The sequence below is a fragment of the Streptomyces sp. NPDC021562 genome (genome assembly GCF_040640875.1).
Taxonomy (GTDB): domain Bacteria; phylum Actinomycetota; class Actinomycetes; order Streptomycetales; family Streptomycetaceae; genus Streptomyces.
In genome coordinates this window covers 336,530-354,415 of sequence record NZ_JBFACN010000004.1, presented here as the reverse complement: position 1 = coordinate 354,415, position 17,886 = coordinate 336,530, and the positions used below count along the sequence as shown (strand labels likewise).

The window sequence follows — 17,886 nt, the reverse complement described above, 5'->3', positions numbered from 1 at the left end:
GGGCCGCACCGCACCGCACCGCACCGCACCGCACCGGGATCAGCCGACGCCCGCCGGTCGGTCGGTGCCGGTCAGCCGACGTCGAGGCGGAGCAGGTCCTCCTCCGTCTCCCGGCGGACGATCACCCGGGACTCGCCGTCGCGGACGGCGACGACGGGCGGCCGGAGCACGTGGTTGTAGTTGCTCGCCATGGAACGGCAGTAGGCGCCCGTGGCCGGCACCGCGATGAGGTCACCGGGTGCCAGGTCGCCGGGCAGGAACGCGTCCTTCACCACGATGTCGCCGCTCTCGCAGTGCTTGCCGACGACGCGGGCGAGCATCGGCGCGGCGTCGCTGGTCCGCGACACGAGGGCGACGCTGTACTCGGCGTCGTACAGCGCGGTCCGGATGTTGTCGGACATGCCCCCGTCGACGGAGACGTAGGTGCGGAGGTTGTCGAGCGGCTTGATGGTGCCGACCTCGTAGAGCGTGAAGGCGGTCGGTCCCACGATGGCCCGCCCGGGCTCCACGGAGATGCGCGGCGTGCGCAGCTTGGCGGCCTCGCACTCACGCGTCACGATCTCGGTCAGCGCCTTGGCGATCTCGTGCGGCTCACGGGGGTCGTCGTCGCTGGTGTACGCGATGCCGAGGCCGCCGCCGAGGTCGATCTCGGGCAGCTCGACGCCGTGCTCGTCCCGGATGTCCTTGAGCAGCCCCACCACCCGGTGCGCGGCGACCTCGAACCCGGACATGTCGAAGATCTGGGACCCGATGTGCGAGTGGATCCCGATGACCTCCAGGCCGTCCAGCTGCAGCGCCCGCCGCACGGCCTCCGCGGCCTGCCCGCCCGCCAGCGGAATCCCGAACTTCTGGTCCTCGTGGGCGGTGGCGATGAACTCGTGCGTGTGAGCTTCGACACCGACGGTGATACGGATCTGCACCCGCTGCCGCTTGCCGAGTCCCTGCGCGATGTGGGCGACGCGGACGATCTCCTGGAAGGAGTCGAGGACGATCCGTCCGACACCGGCCTCGACGGCCCTGGTGATCTCGTCGACGGACTTGTTGTTGCCGTGGAAGGCGATCCGGTCGGCGGGCATCCCGGCGGACAGCGCGGTGGCCAGCTCGCCACCGGAGCACACGTCCAGGTTCAGCCCCTCCTCGTGCAGCCAGCGCACGACGGCGCGCGACAGGAACGCCTTGCCCGCGTAGAAGACGTCGGCGTCGTGCCCGAAGGCGCTGCGCCAGGCCTGCGCCCGGGCGCGGAAGTCGGTCTCGTCGAGGATGTAGGCGGGGGTGCCGTGCTGTGCGGCGAGGGTCTTCACGTCGACACCGCCGACGGTGACGACCCCGTCGGCGTCACGGGTGACCGTCTGGGCCCACACCTTGTCGTCGAGCGCGTTGAGGTCGGCGGGCGGGGCGGCGTAGTGGCCTTCGGGCAGGACGTCGGCGTGCCGGGGCCCGGCGGGGTGTGCGGAACGGCTCATGGCTCTTCTGGCGCTCTCTTCAGAGGTGTTCGGGTGCGTCGATGCCGAGCAGGGACAGGCCGCCGGCCAGCACCGTCCCGGTGGCTTCGGCGAGCGCGAGCCGGGCGCGGTGGGCGGCCGAGGGTTTCTCGTCACCACGGGGCAGCACGGTCGCGAGGAACGGCAGGGCGGCATCGGCGACGGTGACCAGGTGCCGGGCGAGCCGGTCGGGGGCGCGGTGGGTGGCGGCGGCGGTGAGGATCCGGGGGTAGTCGGCGAGGGCGGCGACGAGGGGGGCGGGGGCGTCGGAGAGGGCGGCCGTGTGGGCGGCGGGGGCGTCGGGCAGGTCGCTCGTGTCGGCGGCGAACCCGAGCGGGGCGGCGCGGCGCGGGGCGGCGCCACGCGGGGCGGGGGCGGCGGGCGCGTGGAGCGCGTCGAGCGAGGCGGGCGCGTCGTCCAGCGAAGCGGGCGCGTCGAAAAGGTCACCGGCATCGGCATCGGCGCCGTACCCGAGCCGGGCGGCGCCGCGCACGGCGGCACGCGAGCGGGCGTGGGCGTACCGCACCCGGAACAGCGGATTGCTCTCCCGCTGCACCAGATGGTCGGCGGTGATGCGCGGCCGGTCGTGCGCGGCGGGATGCAGCAGGGCCCACTGGGCGGCGTCGCGCCCGAGCGGCGCGGGGTCCTCCGGCGCGGGCACGGGCCGCAGGGTGACGGGTTCGCCGTGCCCGACCTCGCCCCGGCCGCCCTGACTGGCGACGAGCCGCACCACCGCGTCGGCGACGACCTCGGCGCGCACGTCGTACGGCACCCGGAGCGCGACCACCTGCCCGGCGAGGGCTTCGCTGTGACCGTAGGCGGCCCCGAGGGCGCGGATCTGAGCGACGAGGGCGGCGGTCGGGGAGGCGGCGGCGCTGAGGGAGATGTTGAGGAACCCGGGCCCGGTGACGACGACGTCATCGACGCCGGCGCAGTCCGCGAGGTGGGGCAGCAGGATCTCGGCGACCCGCAGAGGAGGTTGCCCGGCCGGGCGGGCCAGTTGGAGCGCGACGTTGGTGGCGTAGTCCCCGCAGCCGCCGGGCCCCGGCGGCGTCACGACGACCCGCTCCGGCACGGTCACGCTCAGCTCCCCCTCATCCACAGCACGACGCACCGCGCGCAGCACGGTACGGGAGAGCTCGACGGGGGTCACGGGACAAGCGTAGGGGAGAAGGGGGGTGGGAAGGCGAGCAGGTTCGCCGGGGGTCCGGAATGCGGACGACCCGCGCGCCGGACCGAAGGGGCCGGGCGAGCTGATGGGCCGGCGCCACATCACCCCGGACCGCCTGAGACGGGATCCGGAATACGGGACACGCGCTCGGACCACCAGGGTCTCCTGGGCCACGGAGGTCACGGACAGACGGGGTTGCCTTCGGCCCGCTCCCGGGAGTACTCGACGGCACCGTCCTCCACGGCACCGCCTTCCACCTCGGCCCCCGCAGGCACCTCAGGCCCCGCAGCCCCGCGTCTCCCCCGCCCCCTCCCCCGCTCCAGCAAGTCCCGCACCACCCGCACGAGTTCGTCGGGCTCGAAGGGCTTGGCGAGGAAGGCATCGACACCGACGCCGAGCCCGGCCTCGACCTCGTGCTGGGTACAGGCGCTGACAATGGCGAGGGGAAGATCCCGAGTCCGCGGGTCGGCACGCAGCTGGGCGGCGGTCCGCAGCCCGTCCAGCCGGGGCATGACGACATCGAGGGTGATCAGGTCGGGCCGCACGCGATGAACGACATCCAGACACTCGGCACCATCGGCCGCGGTCACGACCTCGAGACCCTCCAGTTCGAGATTGACCCTGATCAGCTGCCGGATGACCTTGTTGTCGTCCACAACGAGGACCCGGCCGGACGCCCCTGGCACAACTCGAGAGTAGGTCGGGACCGGCCACCGCGTCCGGCTTTTCCCGAGTTCCGCCCCTCCGAGGAGGGCTCCAGGGGAAACCCGTTCCTGATCACCCCGACCGAGCTGGTAGTGTTCTACCCGTCGCCGCGAGCAACAGCTCAAAGCCAGACGCCCCCGTAGCTCAGGGGATAGAGCAACGGCCTCCGGAGCCGTGTGCGCAGGTTCGAATCCTGCCGGGGGCACCCAGAACATGGGAACGAGATCGGGCGTTATGTCCCGGTTTCGCGACCCGGGTGCCGTGATCGGGTGCCAGCACTTCGGTGCGGGCACCCGATTTTTTGTTCCCCACGTCCAGCCCACGGGTGATGGACGCCAGTGCGTCAACCACATGACCCGGGATTGTGACCCGTAGGGTGAGTTGTTCGCCGGGTCGGCTGTAGCGGACTTCCAGACCAAAGGCCTCGTAGAGTTCACGCTGCTTCTCTTCCGGGAGCAGGGTGATGTCGATATTCAGATACGGGAGCGCGTCAAGCAGAGCGGCGTTGTCGGACTTGGCCACAGCCTCGGGGATTTCGAGTCGGGTCAGCTGTTCCGACAGAGCCTTGCACTGAGCTCCGAGGAGCGCGTGCTCCTTACGGATTCCGTCACGGAATTCCCTCTCGTAATCCGCGCCAGTCGCGTCGTCCGACTCAAAGTTGTTGGTGCCGTCCGCCAGCGCCTGGATGAGGCGATGTCGGCGGTGCTCAATGGCGGCGATGGCCTGGTTCAGGGCATCGCGCTCCCGGGTGATGCGTTCGGCGGGTCCGTCCACGCTGAGCTGTGCGAATTCAAGCTGCGCTTGGAGATGCGTACGGCGGTCGGGGCCGAAGACGCGGGTGGCGAAGAAATCAGAGATGGACTTGAGCAGGATCTCTTCTCGGATCCACAGGCTTTTGGGGTGGGAAGCAAACCAAGGGCGGCCTCTGTGTTCGTTCGGATCGAGCTCGCAGGCGTAATACGAGATCTGATGACGCATTTTCCCGAACATTTTCCGGTCGCACAGGGTGCACGTGACGTACGACCGCAGGACGTAGGACCGACCGGTTTCAGGATGGCTGTTCTTCCCGGGGGTGGTGCGTGAGCCCTGGCGTTTCTTCGACATGACCGAGACCGCGTCGAAGAGTTCCCGGGTGACGAGTGGTTCATGGGTGGGCTGGGGCGACCACACCCAGTCCTTCGGGTCGTTATTGCGTCCGCCCTTTTTCGTGGCCCGTCGGTTCCAGACCTGGTAGCCGGTGTATTTCGGGTTCTTGAGGATCTCGCGCACGGCGGAGCCGCTCCACCGGCCGAGAGCAGCGTCGGGACGGGTCGGTTCCGGAGGCGGGTAGGCCACCAGGTCCAGGTTGAGGCGGTCGGCGATGGCGTCGTAGCCGAGCTTGTGCAGGCCACGGAGCTGGAAAAGGTACGTGACGGCCGCGCACCGGGCGGGATCGGGAATCAACCGGTGCTTGGTGCGCCCCTCGGCGCGGCGGGCCGGAACCGGATGCGGGACCTTCTCGGCGAGGTAGCCGTAGGGCGGTTTGCCGGTGTTCCAGCCCTGTTGGGTGTGCTCGACGAAGCCGTCCCAGGACAGCTCAAGCATCTGCAGGACGTACCACTCGGAGACGGCCTGTTTGACACGCCGGGTGAGGGTGGGCGTGGCGCGTTTGGCGCCGCGTCCGGTGACGATCGGCTCGTCGGCGGCGCACAGCGCGACGCCGGCCTGCTCAAGTTCGTACTCGATCTTGGTACCGAAGTACGTGCGCCGGGCGACGCGCTCAATGGACTCGCAGATGACGGCCGCGAAACGGCGGTCCGGGCGCTGGGCCTCGCCGAGGAGATCCGAGATGCTGCCGTCGCGGGGGATGGGAATATTGAATTGCCGGTGCGCGGAAGAACGGCCGCGTTCATCCAGTTCCTTGCGGCCGGATTCGACGTCGTAGAAGTGGGCGACGATGACCCAGCCGGGCGGCAGAGCGGCTCTCGCGTTACGGAGCTGTCGGGGAAGGGACAGCGTCGGGTCCTGAGCATCCTCGGTGGATGTGCGGCCCAACCAGGCCACAGGGACACTGACCGGTACCGCAGCCAGGTCCGGGATGCTGTTGGTGGACCATGGCCGGTCCGGCAATGGGGGCGCCCAGGGTGGGCTGCCAGGCGAAGCGTCCGGCACGTTCTTGTCCCTCTCCCACAGATCTGGCGGGAGCTCAGCCTCTGTCGGCCATGCCGCTTTGACGGGCGTACAGCCATTCCAGCACAGCCCGAATGGCAACCGCTTGGCGTTGGGCCAGAGCTTGAGCGTCCTCGCCTTCTACGACGACGTATTCCACGACCACTCGTGAAACGGTGCCTGACCTATTCCTTCCATTCGGTTTACGGGTGGTCATGGTCCATGGACGCTCCGTCTCGGGCACGTCGTCAAGACCGCGATCTTGTAGGCCGGTGTGGCGCTGCGATTCGCCGTTCACCACTCGCTTCCCATCTCGTCCGAGGTGCTGTGGCGCATAGGGCGCGGCAAAATGCCTTACGCGAGAAGTAGTTCGAGGGCGTGTGTGGCTTGGAGTGGCACAACGCTGTTGCCGAGGAGGCGGAGTTGGGCGGCGCGGGACAGCCCTTCGGTCTGGGTGACCCAGCCCGCGGGGAGCGCCATCATCCACTCGACGAATTCAGCGGAGAGGCGCTGGGTGCCAGGCAGGGTGGGGAGCGGTGCCGTTTGTTGGGTTACGTGTTCCCATCGGCGGATGGCGGGCAGGTAGGGGCCCCACCAGTCGGCAGGTGAGTGACGGCCGTTCTCAGGTTCATGCCGCCCTGGCGTTTCGGGGTGGTACCCGCGCCACCGTTCGCGTCCGAGGACGTGGGGGTGGGGAGGAGACACTCCGCCCCGCCGGTTGAGGCAATGCCCTGGTCCGTGGTCCTCCGGGCGGTGATGGGCTGCTTCGCGACCGCGGCTTTCGGCGCATTCCGGTCGGTGAGAGCTGCCGTGGTGGAGGCAAGGGTGAGGCTGCCGTCGCCGTGGCGTTGGTTCGGCGAGCCCTTGGCACCATCGCTGGCTGTCGGAGTGGGGAGCAGGTGCTCCACCTCGTCGGCCAGGCTGGGGCCGTGGCCTCCCGCCTTGCGTTTGGCCGGGTGCTGGGAGCCGCCGTTCGTGCCCAGGTTCGCCGTGGGAGTTTTCAGCAACGGTCCGGCGTCGGGATGTTGCGGGCCAGGCGGCGACGAAGGCCCGCTCTCGGCGGTGGGGCGCTCCGACGTCAGAGGCGCGTACGCACGTCCAGTTCGCGTCGTACCCGAGGTCGGCCAGGTCCGCGAGTAGCACGCCCAGTGCCCGCATACGGGGTTGATCGGGTGGGTCTCCCAGACACCGCGGGCAGGGTTCCACGTGGCGAAGGGCGTGGGTTCCGGCTCGGGTGGAGAGCAGGCCGCGGACATTCTCGATCACCACCAGGCAGGGGTTGAGGGCGTCGATGGCGTCGACGACGTGGCGCCACAGGCCGGAGCGGGTGCCGACGGCCAGTCCGGTGCGGGGTCCGGCGACCGAGAGGTCCTGGCAGGGGAAACCGGCGGTAAGGACGCATACGGGTTCGGTCTCGTGCCAGTCGATGGCCCGAACGTCGCCGAGGTTGAGGACGTGGGGCCAGTGTCGAGCGAGGACCTGGGCGGCGCGTGGGTCGGACTCGGCGTGCCAGGCGATGTTGCCGCCGACTGCGGCTTGGACGCCGAGGTCCAGGCCGCCGACTCCGGAGAACAGGCTGCCGATCGGCGGGTCAGTGGCCGCCACAGCGGGCCCTTCGGGCGCAGGTGCGGGAGCGGACGGCGGCCAGGCTCGGCGCTCTGCAGGCGGCCGTGCACCTCGGTGCGTCTGAGGTCGCTTTCGGGGCGGGGCACTGTCCGGGGCGGGTGAAGACGAGTACGTCTTCGTGCTGGACGACTGCGAGGGGGATGCCCTGGCGGCGGGCGTCGCGGACGTTCTTCATCTGGAAGAACGAGGGGCGCGTGATCAGGCGGCTGTCGCGGATGCCGGCGAGGAGGGCGACACAGCGTTCGGCGGGGGTCAGCCCTGCGGCCTGGCCGGCGGCGAGGACGGCGGAGGGCAGGTCGATGAGTTCGCCGCCCTCCCGCCAGGGGCGGGTGGTGACGACCACGGTGCCGCCGGGGCGAAGGACGCGCCGGCACTGGGTGAGGATCTCGGTGAATGCCTCCAGGAGCCGGTCGGTGGACACGTGGGCGAGGTTGGAGGGGTCGTGGCTGTAGCGGTAGTCCTTCTTGACGACGCCGCGTTCGCCGGTCTCGCGGGTGGAGCGGACCTGTCCGTGCACGGAGTTCCCGTACGGCGGTGAGGTGACGACAAGGGCGATCTTGCCGTGGTGGCATTCGTCGATAAGGCGCGTCAGGTGACGGGCGTCGCCGCACGCGACCTGTCCGCTGTCGCGTCCGGCCGTCTGGAGAGCGCGGGTGACATTGGCTCGGGCCAGGTCGGCCCAGCGTGATTCGTACTCGGTGCCGAGGGCGTGGCGGTGGAGGCGGATGGCCTCGACGAGGGTGGTGCCGATGCCGCACATGGGGTCCAGGACCAGTTCGCCGGGGCGGGTGTAGGTGGCGATGGCGTGGGCGGCGATCTGCGGGAGCATCTTGGCGGGGTGGGCGGCGGAGCCGGGTACGTAGCGGTCGGCGCGCTGGGCGGGGGCGGAGGTCGGGGCGGTGTTCCACACCGAGAGGGGAGAGGGCATCGCGGTTGTCCCGTTCCTCGGTCTAGGCATGGGTGATCGCGGAGAATGCGATCAGGTCGCAGTGCGCGACGCCGCGGGACGCGTCCGGGGGCGGTGCGGGGACGAGGCGGTCGCCGACGGGGTGGCCGTAGACGACCACGATGTGCTGGAGGTAGCGGAAACCGGCGGTGCGGGCGGATGCGATCAGCGCGCCGAGCGGGTCGGTGAGGCGTCCGGCCTCGCGGCGCTGGCGGGTGGCCAGCAGCAGGAAGCCGTTTACGGGAAGGAGCCGGTGGGCGCGGTGAAAGAAGCCGGGCCAGCCGTCCTCCAGTGCGCCGGGCATCTCGCTCGGGCTGGCCGGCAGGTCGTCTGCGGGGGCGGGGAGGGCGTCGGGGTGAAGCTCGGCAAGAAGAATGGGCGGCTTGCCCGTGGCGTCTTCGGCGTCGGTCGTGGAGGAGAAGGACGTGCACGGGATACGGGCGTCCATGCCGAGCGCCGTGTCCCGGATCGCGATCTTGAACAGCGGGGCGGGCCCGTGGTCGGGGCGGCCGACGAACTCGGTGCGGACCTTGTCGATCGCCCAGGCGGGCAGCACCGCGCCGGGGATGGGGGCGGCGTTGGGCTCATCCGGGGCGGGGAACCAGATCGTCGTCGGCAGAGGGTTGGACGTACTCGGGCGGGAAGCGGTGGAGCGGCGAGACGGAGTCTTCGACATGGGCGGGGTGGCACCCGGGTCGTGGGTCCGGCCGTCTCGTGCTGACGTGAAGTAATAGGGACTCAGCAGCTGATCTTTGCCATCGCGCCGGTGCGTGTTCGACCACCGGGCAACTGTCGCCACGTACTCGTAGGTGTCCTCGGCTGCCCCCGCCGCGCACCGTGTCTGTGCAGGTCATTCCGTATGCGAGCCAGTCGCGCGCCAGCTCCGAGCCACCGCCGGGCCACCTCGGCTCACCACACGGTGAGGGCTGAAAACGGAGCCGAGAATTTCTGTGTTCGATTCCCGTTCCGGCGGCGGACAAGTCGCACCAGGTCATCAGCGGAGGGCCAGTGGCAGGCCATCGCACACGCCGGACCATTCGATCGCGGCTGGCACGGCGCTGGCCTGCGGGTGGGCTGCTCGTGGCACGAGGGCTTGGGAGGGGTGGCGGCGGAAGTTGTCCGCACCGCTCACGGGAGATGCGCCATGCACCACCGTCACCACGTCCACCACTCCGCCGGCCGTCCGCAGAGCTCCGTCCGCTCCCCGCTCGGAGAACTGGAGCAAGCGTTCCTCGCCCTTGTCCACGGGGTTGAGCCGCTCACGCTGCCCGCGCACCTGGTGTGCGAGGCCCCGGATCGCGCGGCGTGGCCGGTCGACCGGGTGCGCACGCACCTCGCCCATCCCTCCACCCGTCCCGAGCTGCGTGAGCAGACCTGGCGCGAGGTGATCCGGCGCGCCCACGAGCTGGGCGAGCCGTGGGACGTGGTGGCGGTCGCCATGACCGTTCCGGTACTGCGCCGGATGCTCGCCCGGCTGGCCCGCCCCGTCCACCTGGAGCGCGCCGAAGTCGAACAAGAAGCCCTTGCCGCCGTCACCGCGGCCCTGCACACACTCGACCCCGGCGCGGAGCGGCTTGACCGGGAGCTGTTCAGCGCCGCCGACCGGGCCGTGCACCGGCTGGCATACGCCGCGCGCCGCCGTGCCACCCGTGAAACCGCCCCGGCGGCGCTGCACCTCGACTACCTCTACTCAGTCCCCCAAGCGAACCACGCTGAACCGGCGGACGAGCTCACCGTGCTGGCCCGTGCCGTGCAGGACCGCGTGGTGGATGTGGACGAGGCACGGCTGATCGCCCGTACCCGCCTCGGCGGCGAGCCGATGGACCGCCTGGCGGCCGAGCGCGGGGTGAGTGTGCGTCAGCTCTACCGGCACCGCAGCGCTGCCGAGCAGCACCTGGCCGCCCATCTGCGGTGGCGGCTGCAGGAGCAGTAGGCACCCGGCCGGGGGATTTCCGGTGGCGGGATGTCAATTCCCGGCGCCGGGGTCTCTATTCACGGTGACGGCGGCCCGCCCCGCTTTGTGTCGGACCGTCTGTCGTGGTCCGGGGCGGCGGCCGATGCCCCGGACCAGAGCTCCGCAACACAGTGCGGGGTGAGCACGACCGTCTCGTGCTGACACCCGAGAACCGCCTGCCGCCGCACCCCCGTAAGGAGGTCGGCGCCCGGGCCAAGGGTTTCTGCTCGCCCCGCGCCGACTCTCCCACGCCCCTGCGGCGTCCCCGTCCTGTCCCGCTCCCGTCCGGCTGTGTGCCCCGATGGAGGTGTACTGCCTTGCCCGCAAGGTTCCGTCGGCCACGCCGACCCCTCATCCGCTGGTCCCTCCAGCTCGTTTGCACCAGCGTCCTCACCACCTGCGCTCTCCTTGCGGAGGCGCCGCACGCGTGGGCGGTCGCCGACATCCCGACCGTCATCAACAACCTGCGAAACTGGATTGTCGGCCTCCTCGCCGCACTGGCCACCCTGTTCCTCACCTTCGGCGGACTGCGGTACCTGATGGCCGGCGGCGATCCCGGGGAAGTCGAATCCGCCAAGAGGGCGTTGAGGGCCGCGGCCATCGGCTACGGGCTGGCGATCCTCGCCCCGGTGATCGTGACCGTCTTGCAGGGCATCGTCGGCGCGGACGGAGGCGGACGATGACCCCCGGCGGGCGTCGGGCACGCGCCGTACCCGCGCTGCTCGCTCTGGCCGTCTTCGTCCTGGTACACGTAGCGGCCTTCTCCGCCGCCATGCACCCTGCGTATGCAGCAACGCGGGCGCCTGCGGCTCCTCAGCCCCCCGCACCTCAGCCCGCGCCCGGTCCCGCCGCCCCCACACCCGATCCGGGAACTCAGCCGAAGCCCGAGCCCTCCCCCGGGCCGCCCCCGGTACCAGGCGACCCCGCACCCGCGCCGAAGCCCTCGCGACCGGCACCGTCACCGGGCCCCATGCCGTCCGCATGTGAAGCGACCGGCGTCGGATGCGACAAGGGCACCAGCTGGGACTTCCTCGACGTCCCCGGCATGATCGTGAACGCGATCACCTCGTTCCTCGGCATGCTGATCGAGCAGATCATGAAGCCGGTTCGCGAGTTCCTCGCCGACACCCTGCTGGCCACCCCGGATGTCACCCAGCATGCCGACATCAAGCGGCTGTGGGCCGCGATGCTGGGGATCACGGCCGGGATCTACGTGCTGTTCGTGACCGCGGGCGGCATCACGGTCATGGGCTACGAGACCGTCCAGAGCCGCTATGCCCTGCGGCAGATCGCCCCGCGTCTGCTGGTCGGCATGGTCGCGGCTGCCACGTCGCTGACCGTGATGGGCAAGGCGATCAGCCTGTCCAACGCCCTGGCTCACGCGATCATGGCTGCCGACATGTCGGAGGCAGGGCAGGGCATGGTCGAACGCGTCCTGCCCTTCGCCCTGTTCGGCGTAGCCGGGCTGAAGCTGTACCTGCTCATCCTCGCGATCGTGATGATCGCTCTGGTGCTCGCGGTGCTGATCGGGTTCCTGGTGCGCGTCGCGGTGATGGCGCTGCTCGCCGTGGCGGCGCCCCTGATGCTGGCGTGTCATGCTCACCCGCTCACCGATCCCGTCGCCCGGCTGTGGTGGCGCGGGCTGGCCGGCTGCATGGTCATCCAACTCGCCCAGTCGACGGCCTTCATCCTCGCCCTGAAGCTCTTCTTCGCCCCCGGTGCCACGACTCTGGGCATCGCCCACTCCGACCAGCTGGGCACGATGCTCGCCGGAGTGGCCCTGTTCTGGGTGCTGTTCAAGATTCCCGGCTGGACTCTCCAGGTCGTTCTGCGCGGCACCCCCGTGCACAACCCGCACGCCCCTGCCGGAGTGCGGGTCCTCAAGCACCTGGCCCTGTACCGGCTGATGGATCACTACCTGCCAGGTATGCGCCAGCTGCGCCACCGACCCGGCGGAGGTGCAGGAGGAGCCGGAGGCACCGGGCTCGGCCCGGGCCGTGGTGGACCGGGAGGTCGTGGAGGTGGCCGCCCAAGACGAGGCGGAGGTGGTGGTGGCCGACCGCCCACAGCCGGGCCTGGGCGCGGGCGTGGTCCCGCCCAGGGGGCGCGGGGTTGGGGTCGTGCGCTGCTCGCCCGCGGGCGTGGGGCCCTAGCCCGCCCCGGTGGCCGCCCGTCTGCGGCTGGCCAGCCCCCACAAGGTGCTCCGGCCGGGTCAGGCGTGCGTCGCAGGGGTGGGGGTGGCGCGCATCCGGTACCCGCAGCGGGTGCCAGAGCCCGCGCCCAGACTTCTCGGCGCCCCGGCCGTGCTGTCAATCCCCCCACTCGCACGTCGGGAGGTCCCCGCGCTGTGATCCACCCCGCTCAGGCGCGGCAGCGTCGGCAATTGGCCCTGCCGATCGCCGCCCAGCGCGCTCCGGCCAGTCCTGGCCGGTCCACCCAGTTGTGGCTGCCCATCCGCGCCGAGCGTGTCCCGGCCTCATCTCCGGCAGCCCGTGCCCTGCCAGCCACACCACCCCCGGCCCGCCCCGCTTCCGCGCCCCGCACACGCCAACTGGCCCTGCCCATTCCCACCCGGCGAGTTCCTGCACGCCCACCGCGCCCCATGCAGCTGCGGCTTCCCCTCGAACCGCCCCGGAGGTAGATCGTCCATGAACCCGCCCGATGAGACAGCAGAGGCCCCGTATGCCACCCGCATCCCTGCCGACATCTCCCGCCCGGACCACCTCCTGGGCCCCTTCACTGCTCGGCAGACCGTCATCCTCACTATCGCGGGACTCGTGCTGTACGGCGGCTGGTGGGCCACCCGCTCCGTCATGACGCCGCTCGCCTACGCGGTCATGGTGATCCCCATCGCCGGAGCCGTGGCAGCGCTCGCGCTCGGCCAACGGGAAGGGATCGGTCTGGACCGGTTCCTGACCGCCGCCCTCCGGCACGCCCGTACCCCCAAGCGCAGGGTGCACGCCCCGGAAGGCATCCCTCCCCTGCCGTCCGTCGTTCCCGACCACTGGGCCAGGGCTGCCGGACCGCCCCCGACGACAATGGACATGCCGTACGACGGCATCACCGCCGATGGCGTACTCGACCTGGGCGGCGAAGGCACAGCGGCCTTGGCGACCTGCTCCACCGTCAATTTCGAGCTGCGCTCTGCGGCGGAACGACAAGGCTTGACCGCAGCGTTCGCGCGCTGGCTCAACTCACTGACCGGTCACACCCAGTTGCTGGTGCGCTGCCACCGCATCGATCTCGCCCCGCTTGCCGACACCCTCCAGCAAGACGCAGCCGCACTGCCGCACCCGGCCCTGGAACGGGCCGCCCGTTCACACGCCGAATTCCTCGCCAACCTCGCCACCGGCGACAACCTGCTCGGCCGGCAAATCGTGCTGGTCGCCCGCGAGGAGACCCCACCACACGGGCTGCGGCGGCATACCGGTGGCGGCCGGACGCTCCAACGACTCAATGAGGCCACCCGAGCCCTGGCCGCTGCAGAGATCGCCGTCACCCCTCTCGACGCCGAGCGAACCGCCGCCCTCGTCGGCACGACCTGCAATCCCGACACCCCGATCCCAACCGCTGCCGAGCCGGAAGGTGACCGCTCATGACGCGGATCCGCCTCAGCAGGCGTCACCCCACTCCCCAGGCCTCCGGCCTCGACGCCGCCGAACTACTCGACGTCGCCGGCCCCGAAGCCATCGAGGTCCACGCCCGCGCTCTCGCGGTCGGCGCGCACCTCGCCACCACGCTGGTGGTCACCGGCTACCCGGCCGAGGTCGCCCCCGGCTGGCTCGCCCCGCTGCTGAACTTCCCCGGGCACCTCGACATCGCCCTGCACATCGAGCCCGTCCCCAACCCGATCGCAGCCGCTGGCCTGAAGAAGCAGCGGGCCCGTCTGGAGTCCGGCCGCCGCACCGGCTTCGACAAGGGGCACCTGGACGACCCGGAGGTCGAGGCCGCCGCAGCGGACGCCGCCGAGCTCGCATACCGGATCGCGCGCGGCGAGGGCAAACTCTTCCACGTCGCCCTCTACCTCACCGTGCACGCCCCCAACGAGGAGAGCCTGGCCGAGCAGGCCGCCGCGGTACGGGCGGTCGCCGAGTCACTGCTCATGGCCATCGCCCCGACCACCTACCGTGCGCTTCCCGGCTGGCTGGCCACCCTCCCCCTCGGCATCGACACGCTGAAGATCCGGCGCACCTTCGACACCGCCGCGCTCGCCGCCTGCTTCCCCTTCACCAGCCCTGACCTGCCGGTCACCGCCGACGAGGACGGTGCGGCGTCGGGAGTGCTGTACGGGCTGAACGCGGTCTCCGGCGCCCCGGTGCTGTGGGACCGCTTCGCGCAGGACAACTACAACTCCATCACCCTGGCCCGTTCCGGCGCCGGAAAGTCGTATCTGGCCAAACTGGAGCTGCTCAGGCTGCTGTTCACCGGCGCCACGGCCTCGGTGATCGACCCGGAGGACGAGTACGTCCGCCTCGCCGAAACCGTGGGCGGCAACGTCATCGCCCTCGGCGCTGACGGTGTACGCATCAACCCCTTCGACCTCCCGGCAGCGGCGGACAGCGAAGAGGATGTCCTGACGCGGCGCGTGCTGTTCCTGCACACGTTCCTCGCCGTCCTGCTGGGCGCTGACCTGACCGCGGCCGAGAAGGCGGCGCTCGACCGGGCCTTCCTGGCCACGTACGCGCGTGCCGGAATCACCGGCGACCGGCGCACCTGGAGCCGTACCGCGCCCACGCTCACCGACCTGGCTGCCGTCCTGGCCGAGGACGGCAGCCAGGCGGCGGCAGAGCTCGCCGACCGGCTGGTCCCCTACATCAGCGGCTCCCACGCGCAACTGTTCAACGGCCCCAGCACCGCAGCCACCGCCGGTCACCTGGTGGTCTTCGCTCTCCGGCAACTTCCGGAAGAGGTCAAGGCCCCGGCCATGCTGCTGGCCCTTGATGCGATCTGGCGGCAGGTCACCTCCCGCCGCGGCTCCGGCCGCCATCTGGTGGTGGTCGACGAGGCGTGGCTGCTGATGCGCGACGGGGCCGGCGCCCGGTTTCTGTTCCGCATGGCCAAGGCTGCCCGCAAGTACTGGACCGGCTTGGCCGTGGTCACCCAGGACACCGACGACGTCCTCGCCTCCCCGCTCGGCCGGGCCATCGTGTCGAACGCGGCCACCCAGGTCCTGCTGCGCCAGGCCCCGCAGGCCATCGACACGATCAGTGACAATTTCCACCTCTGCCACGGCGAGCGGGAATTCCTGCTCTCCGCGAGCCGCGGCGAGGCTCTGCTGCTGACCGGCGACCGCCGCCACAAGGTCGCTCTGATCAGCCTTGCGGCTCCTGGTGAGCATGAAGTGATCACCACGGATCCGGGCGAACTCGCTGCTCAGTACGAAGACGACCGCCACGACGCCAACAGCCCCTACATCGCCGAGGCCGAGGCAGACGAGAGGTGGGCGCCGTGACCGGGCACGGCTGGCTTGCCGCCGCCCAGCCGCACGGATGGCTGGTCGACTTCCTCAGCAACCCGGAAGCCCTCGGCACGACGACGCTCACCACGGCCGTGGACTGGTGCGCAGCGTCCACCCCCCTCCTGATCCCCACAGCCATCGCGTCCACAGCCTGTGGATACGCCGCCCGGCGCCGACTGCTGCGCCTACGGCAGCAATGCCTCACCACCGGCGCTCGCTGCGTGGAACTCCTGGCTCCACCCCAGGCCGCGCCCAAAGGCGGAGAAGTCCTCTGGGCGCAGCTCTCCGGACTCCTACGACCCTGGTGGCACCGGATCCTCACCGGCCAGCCTCATCTCGCTTTCGAATACACCTGGTCCCACACCGGCCTGGGCATCCGCCTGTGGGTTCCCGGCACCGTCCCGATCGGCCTCGTACGCCGCGCCGTAGAAGCCGCCTGGCCCGGTGCCCATACCCGCGTCACCGAGCCCCGCCCTCTGCTGCCATCGGCGCACGACGTGACCGCCGGCCGGCTCCGACTGGCCCGCCCCGACGTCCTGCCCCTGCGCACCGATCACGCCACCGATCCGCTGCGCGCACTCCTGCAGGCCGCGACCGGCATGTCCGAGGACGAGTCCGCCTGCGTCCAGATCCTGGCCCGCCCAGCCACCGGCCGTGCCCTGCGCCGAGCCCGCCGCCAGGCACGCCGCCTCAAGGCAGGCCGAACTCCCCACCGGCTCCCCGCCCTGGCCGCGCTCCTCCTCCACCGCGCCCAGCCCATCGCCACCGGCAAACAAGACCCAGAACACGCAACCGCCGTACGACAATCGGCCGCCAAGCTCTCCGGATCCCAGTGGCAGTGCACCATCAACTACGCCGCCACCTGCAACCCCGCGACGGAACGCGCCCAGGACGTGGCGCGCGGACGAGCCCACGCACTCGCCTCCGCCTTCGGCCTGTACACCGACCGCAACTACCTGGCCCGCACCCGCCTACGGAATCCCGAACCGCACTTGAGAGCCCGGGAGTTCCCAGCCTCGCGACCTGCCCTGCTCTCGGTGCCGGAGCTCGCCGCCCTGGCCCACCTGCCCACCGACCCGGACGCCCCCGGCGTCCAACGAGCCGGCGCCCGCTCAGTCCTGCCACCTCCGCAGATCCCTCAGCCGGCACCCGGCACCGGAGTCAAGCCCCTCGGCCTGTCAGACGTCGGCGCCCGCCGCGGCGTCGGACTCGCGGTCACGGACGCCCGCCACCACCTCCATGTCATGGGCGCGACCGGCTCCGGCAAGTCCACCCTCATCGCGAACCTCGTCCTGGACGACGTACGCCACCACCGCGGCGTCATCGTCATCGACCCCAAGGGCGACCTGGTCACCGACCTCCTGGACCGGCTCCCGGACACCTGCGCCGACCGCCTCGTACTCATCGACCCCGACGACCCGCACACTCCGCCCTGCCTGAACGTGCTGGACGGCACGGACATCGACGTCGTCGTCGACAACATCACCGGGATCTTCCGCCGGATCTTCACCGCCTTCTGGGGCCCCAGGACCGACGACGTGATGCGCGCCGCCTGCCTGACCCTCCTCAAACACCGCGAGCGCACCCGCCAGCTGGTCACCCTCGCCGACGTCCCCCGCCTGCTCGGCGAATCCGCCTTCCGGCTGCGGATCATCCCCGCGCTCAAAGACCCGGTGCTGCGCGGCTTCTGGGCCTGGTACGAGTCGATGTCCGAGCCCTCCCGAGCGGCCGTGGTCGGCCCGGTGATGAACAAGCTGCGGGCCTTCCTGCTGCGCGACTTCGCCCGCCGCGCCATCTCCGCCGGGCCCTCCACCTTCGACCTCGCCAGCGTGCTCGACGGCGGCATCCTCCTCGCCCGCCTCCCCAAAGGGGCACTCGGCGAGGAGACCGCCCGGCTGCTGGGCTCGTTCATCGTCGCCGGCACCTGGCAGGCGGCCGCAGCCCGCGCCCGGACACCCGAGCACACCCGGATCGACGCCACGCTCAGCATCGACGAGGCCCACAACTTCCTCACCCTGCCGTACCCGCTGGAAGACATGCTCGCCGAAGCACGCGGCTACCGGCTCTCCATGCTGCTGGCCCACCAGCACCTCGCCCAGCTCCCCCGCGACCTGCGCGAAGGCATCTCCGCCAACGCCCGCAACAAGATCTTCTTCAACGCCTCCCCGGAAGACGCGAACGCGCTGGAACGACACACCCTGCCGACCCTCGCAGCGCACGACCTCGCCCACCTCGGCCCGTACCAGGCCGCCGCCCACCTGCTGACCAGCGGGGCGGAATCCGCCGCCTTCACCCTCACCACCCGCCCCCTCCCGCCCGCAGTGCCCGGGCGGGCCAAAGACCTGCGCGCGGCAGCCGGCGGCCGCACCGGACCACTCCCGGCGACCCGCCCCTGAA

13 protein-coding genes, 1 tRNA gene and 1 pseudogene are annotated in these 17,886 nt (G+C 71.0%); 8 read left to right on the top strand and 7 right to left on the bottom strand.

The window, feature by feature from the left end:
• Positions 1-71: 71 nt before the first annotated feature.
• From lysA to AB0G52_RS08585, 3 genes are all read right to left on the bottom strand, one after another.
• Positions 72-1,463 (bottom strand): diaminopimelate decarboxylase, encoded by a 1,392-nt coding sequence (lysA, locus tag AB0G52_RS08595; protein ID WP_132888894.1) that lies wholly within the window; start codon positions 1,461-1,463, stop codon positions 72-74.
• A gap of 19 nt (positions 1,464-1,482) precedes the next feature.
• A complete protein-coding gene (gene nrtL / locus AB0G52_RS08590; protein WP_361335020.1) occupies positions 1,483-2,634 on the bottom strand; it encodes an ArgS-related anticodon-binding protein NrtL in 1,152 nt (383 codons plus the stop codon).
• 197 nt (positions 2,635-2,831) lie between these two features.
• On the bottom strand, positions 2,832-3,338 hold the full coding sequence (locus AB0G52_RS08585; protein ID WP_361335017.1) for a response regulator: 507 nt from the start codon (positions 3,336-3,338) through the stop codon (positions 2,832-2,834).
• Between the two features lie 152 nt (positions 3,339-3,490).
• On the opposite strand from AB0G52_RS08585, the gene AB0G52_RS08580 reads away from it, so the two are divergent.
• Both AB0G52_RS08580 and AB0G52_RS08575 read left to right on the top strand, forming a co-directional pair.
• Positions 3,491-3,562, top strand: a tRNA-Arg gene (locus AB0G52_RS08580).
• Positions 3,563-3,738: 176 nt separating this feature from the next.
• The gene (locus tag AB0G52_RS08575; protein WP_361335014.1) at positions 3,739-4,440 is read left to right on the top strand and encodes a hypothetical protein; all 702 of its coding nucleotides are present in this window, start codon (positions 3,739-3,741) and stop codon (positions 4,438-4,440) included.
• 72 nt (positions 4,441-4,512) lie between these two features.
• Here AB0G52_RS08575 and AB0G52_RS08570 read toward each other — a convergent pair.
• The 4 genes and pseudogenes from AB0G52_RS08570 to AB0G52_RS08555 all read right to left on the bottom strand — a co-directional run.
• Positions 4,513-4,941: pseudogene (locus AB0G52_RS08570) on the bottom strand (recombinase family protein); the annotation flags it as partial.
• A 918-nt stretch (positions 4,942-5,859) separates the two neighbouring features.
• Complete coding sequence (gene dcm, locus AB0G52_RS08565) at positions 5,860-7,110, bottom strand: DNA (cytosine-5-)-methyltransferase (protein ID WP_361335011.1); 1,251 nt, start codon at positions 7,108-7,110, stop codon at positions 5,860-5,862.
• The gene (locus tag AB0G52_RS08560; RefSeq protein WP_361335008.1) at positions 7,097-8,059 is read right to left on the bottom strand and encodes a DNA methyltransferase; all 963 of its coding nucleotides are present in this window, start codon (positions 8,057-8,059) and stop codon (positions 7,097-7,099) included. Before AB0G52_RS08560 ends, dcm begins: the two co-directional genes overlap by 14 nt.
• 22 nt (positions 8,060-8,081) lie before the next feature.
• Positions 8,082-8,753 (bottom strand): hypothetical protein, encoded by a 672-nt coding sequence (locus tag AB0G52_RS08555; protein ID WP_361335005.1) that lies wholly within the window; start codon positions 8,751-8,753, stop codon positions 8,082-8,084.
• A 468-nt stretch (positions 8,754-9,221) separates the two neighbouring features.
• On the opposite strand from AB0G52_RS08555, the gene AB0G52_RS08550 reads away from it, so the two are divergent.
• From AB0G52_RS08550 to AB0G52_RS08525, 6 genes are all read left to right on the top strand, one after another.
• Positions 9,222-10,010 (top strand): hypothetical protein, encoded by a 789-nt coding sequence (locus tag AB0G52_RS08550; protein WP_361335002.1) that lies wholly within the window; start codon positions 9,222-9,224, stop codon positions 10,008-10,010.
• A gap of 338 nt (positions 10,011-10,348) precedes the next feature.
• Positions 10,349-10,714 (top strand): pilin, encoded by a 366-nt coding sequence (locus tag AB0G52_RS08545; RefSeq protein WP_361334999.1) that lies wholly within the window; start codon positions 10,349-10,351, stop codon positions 10,712-10,714.
• Positions 10,715-11,001: 287 nt separating this feature from the next.
• Complete coding sequence (locus AB0G52_RS08540; protein ID WP_361334996.1) at positions 11,002-12,672, top strand: hypothetical protein; 1,671 nt, start codon at positions 11,002-11,004, stop codon at positions 12,670-12,672.
• 7 nt (positions 12,673-12,679) lie between these two features.
• Positions 12,680-13,630 (top strand): PrgI family protein, encoded by a 951-nt coding sequence (locus AB0G52_RS08535; protein ID WP_361334993.1) that lies wholly within the window; start codon positions 12,680-12,682, stop codon positions 13,628-13,630.
• Entirely contained in the window at positions 13,627-15,483 is a 1,857-nt protein-coding gene (locus AB0G52_RS08530; protein ID WP_361334990.1) for a DUF87 domain-containing protein, read from the top strand. Before AB0G52_RS08535 ends, AB0G52_RS08530 begins: the two co-directional genes overlap by 4 nt.
• A complete protein-coding gene (locus tag AB0G52_RS08525; RefSeq protein WP_361334987.1) occupies positions 15,480-17,885 on the top strand; it encodes a DUF87 domain-containing protein in 2,406 nt (801 codons plus the stop codon). Before AB0G52_RS08530 ends, AB0G52_RS08525 begins: the two co-directional genes overlap by 4 nt.
• Position 17,886 lies beyond the last annotated feature (1 nt).

What these genes read in the sequence shown, in the direction of transcription:
- lysA (WP_132888894.1), bottom strand. Translation starts at nt 1,463, where the DNA reads ATGAGCCGTTCCGCACACCCCGCCGGGCCCCGGCACGCCGACGTCCTG.
- AB0G52_RS08560 (WP_361335008.1), bottom strand. Translation starts at nt 8,059, where the DNA reads ATGCCCTCTCCCCTCTCGGTGTGGAACACCGCCCCGACCTCCGCCCCC.
- AB0G52_RS08555 (WP_361335005.1), bottom strand. Translation starts at nt 8,753, where the DNA reads ATGTCGAAGACTCCGTCTCGCCGCTCCACCGCTTCCCGCCCGAGTACG.
- AB0G52_RS08550 (WP_361335002.1), top strand. Translation starts at nt 9,222, where the DNA reads ATGCACCACCGTCACCACGTCCACCACTCCGCCGGCCGTCCGCAGAGC.
- AB0G52_RS08540 (WP_361334996.1), top strand. Translation starts at nt 11,002, where the DNA reads ATGCCGTCCGCATGTGAAGCGACCGGCGTCGGATGCGACAAGGGCACC.
- AB0G52_RS08535 (WP_361334993.1), top strand. Translation starts at nt 12,680, where the DNA reads ATGAACCCGCCCGATGAGACAGCAGAGGCCCCGTATGCCACCCGCATC.
- AB0G52_RS08530 (WP_361334990.1), top strand. Translation starts at nt 13,627, where the DNA reads ATGACGCGGATCCGCCTCAGCAGGCGTCACCCCACTCCCCAGGCCTCC.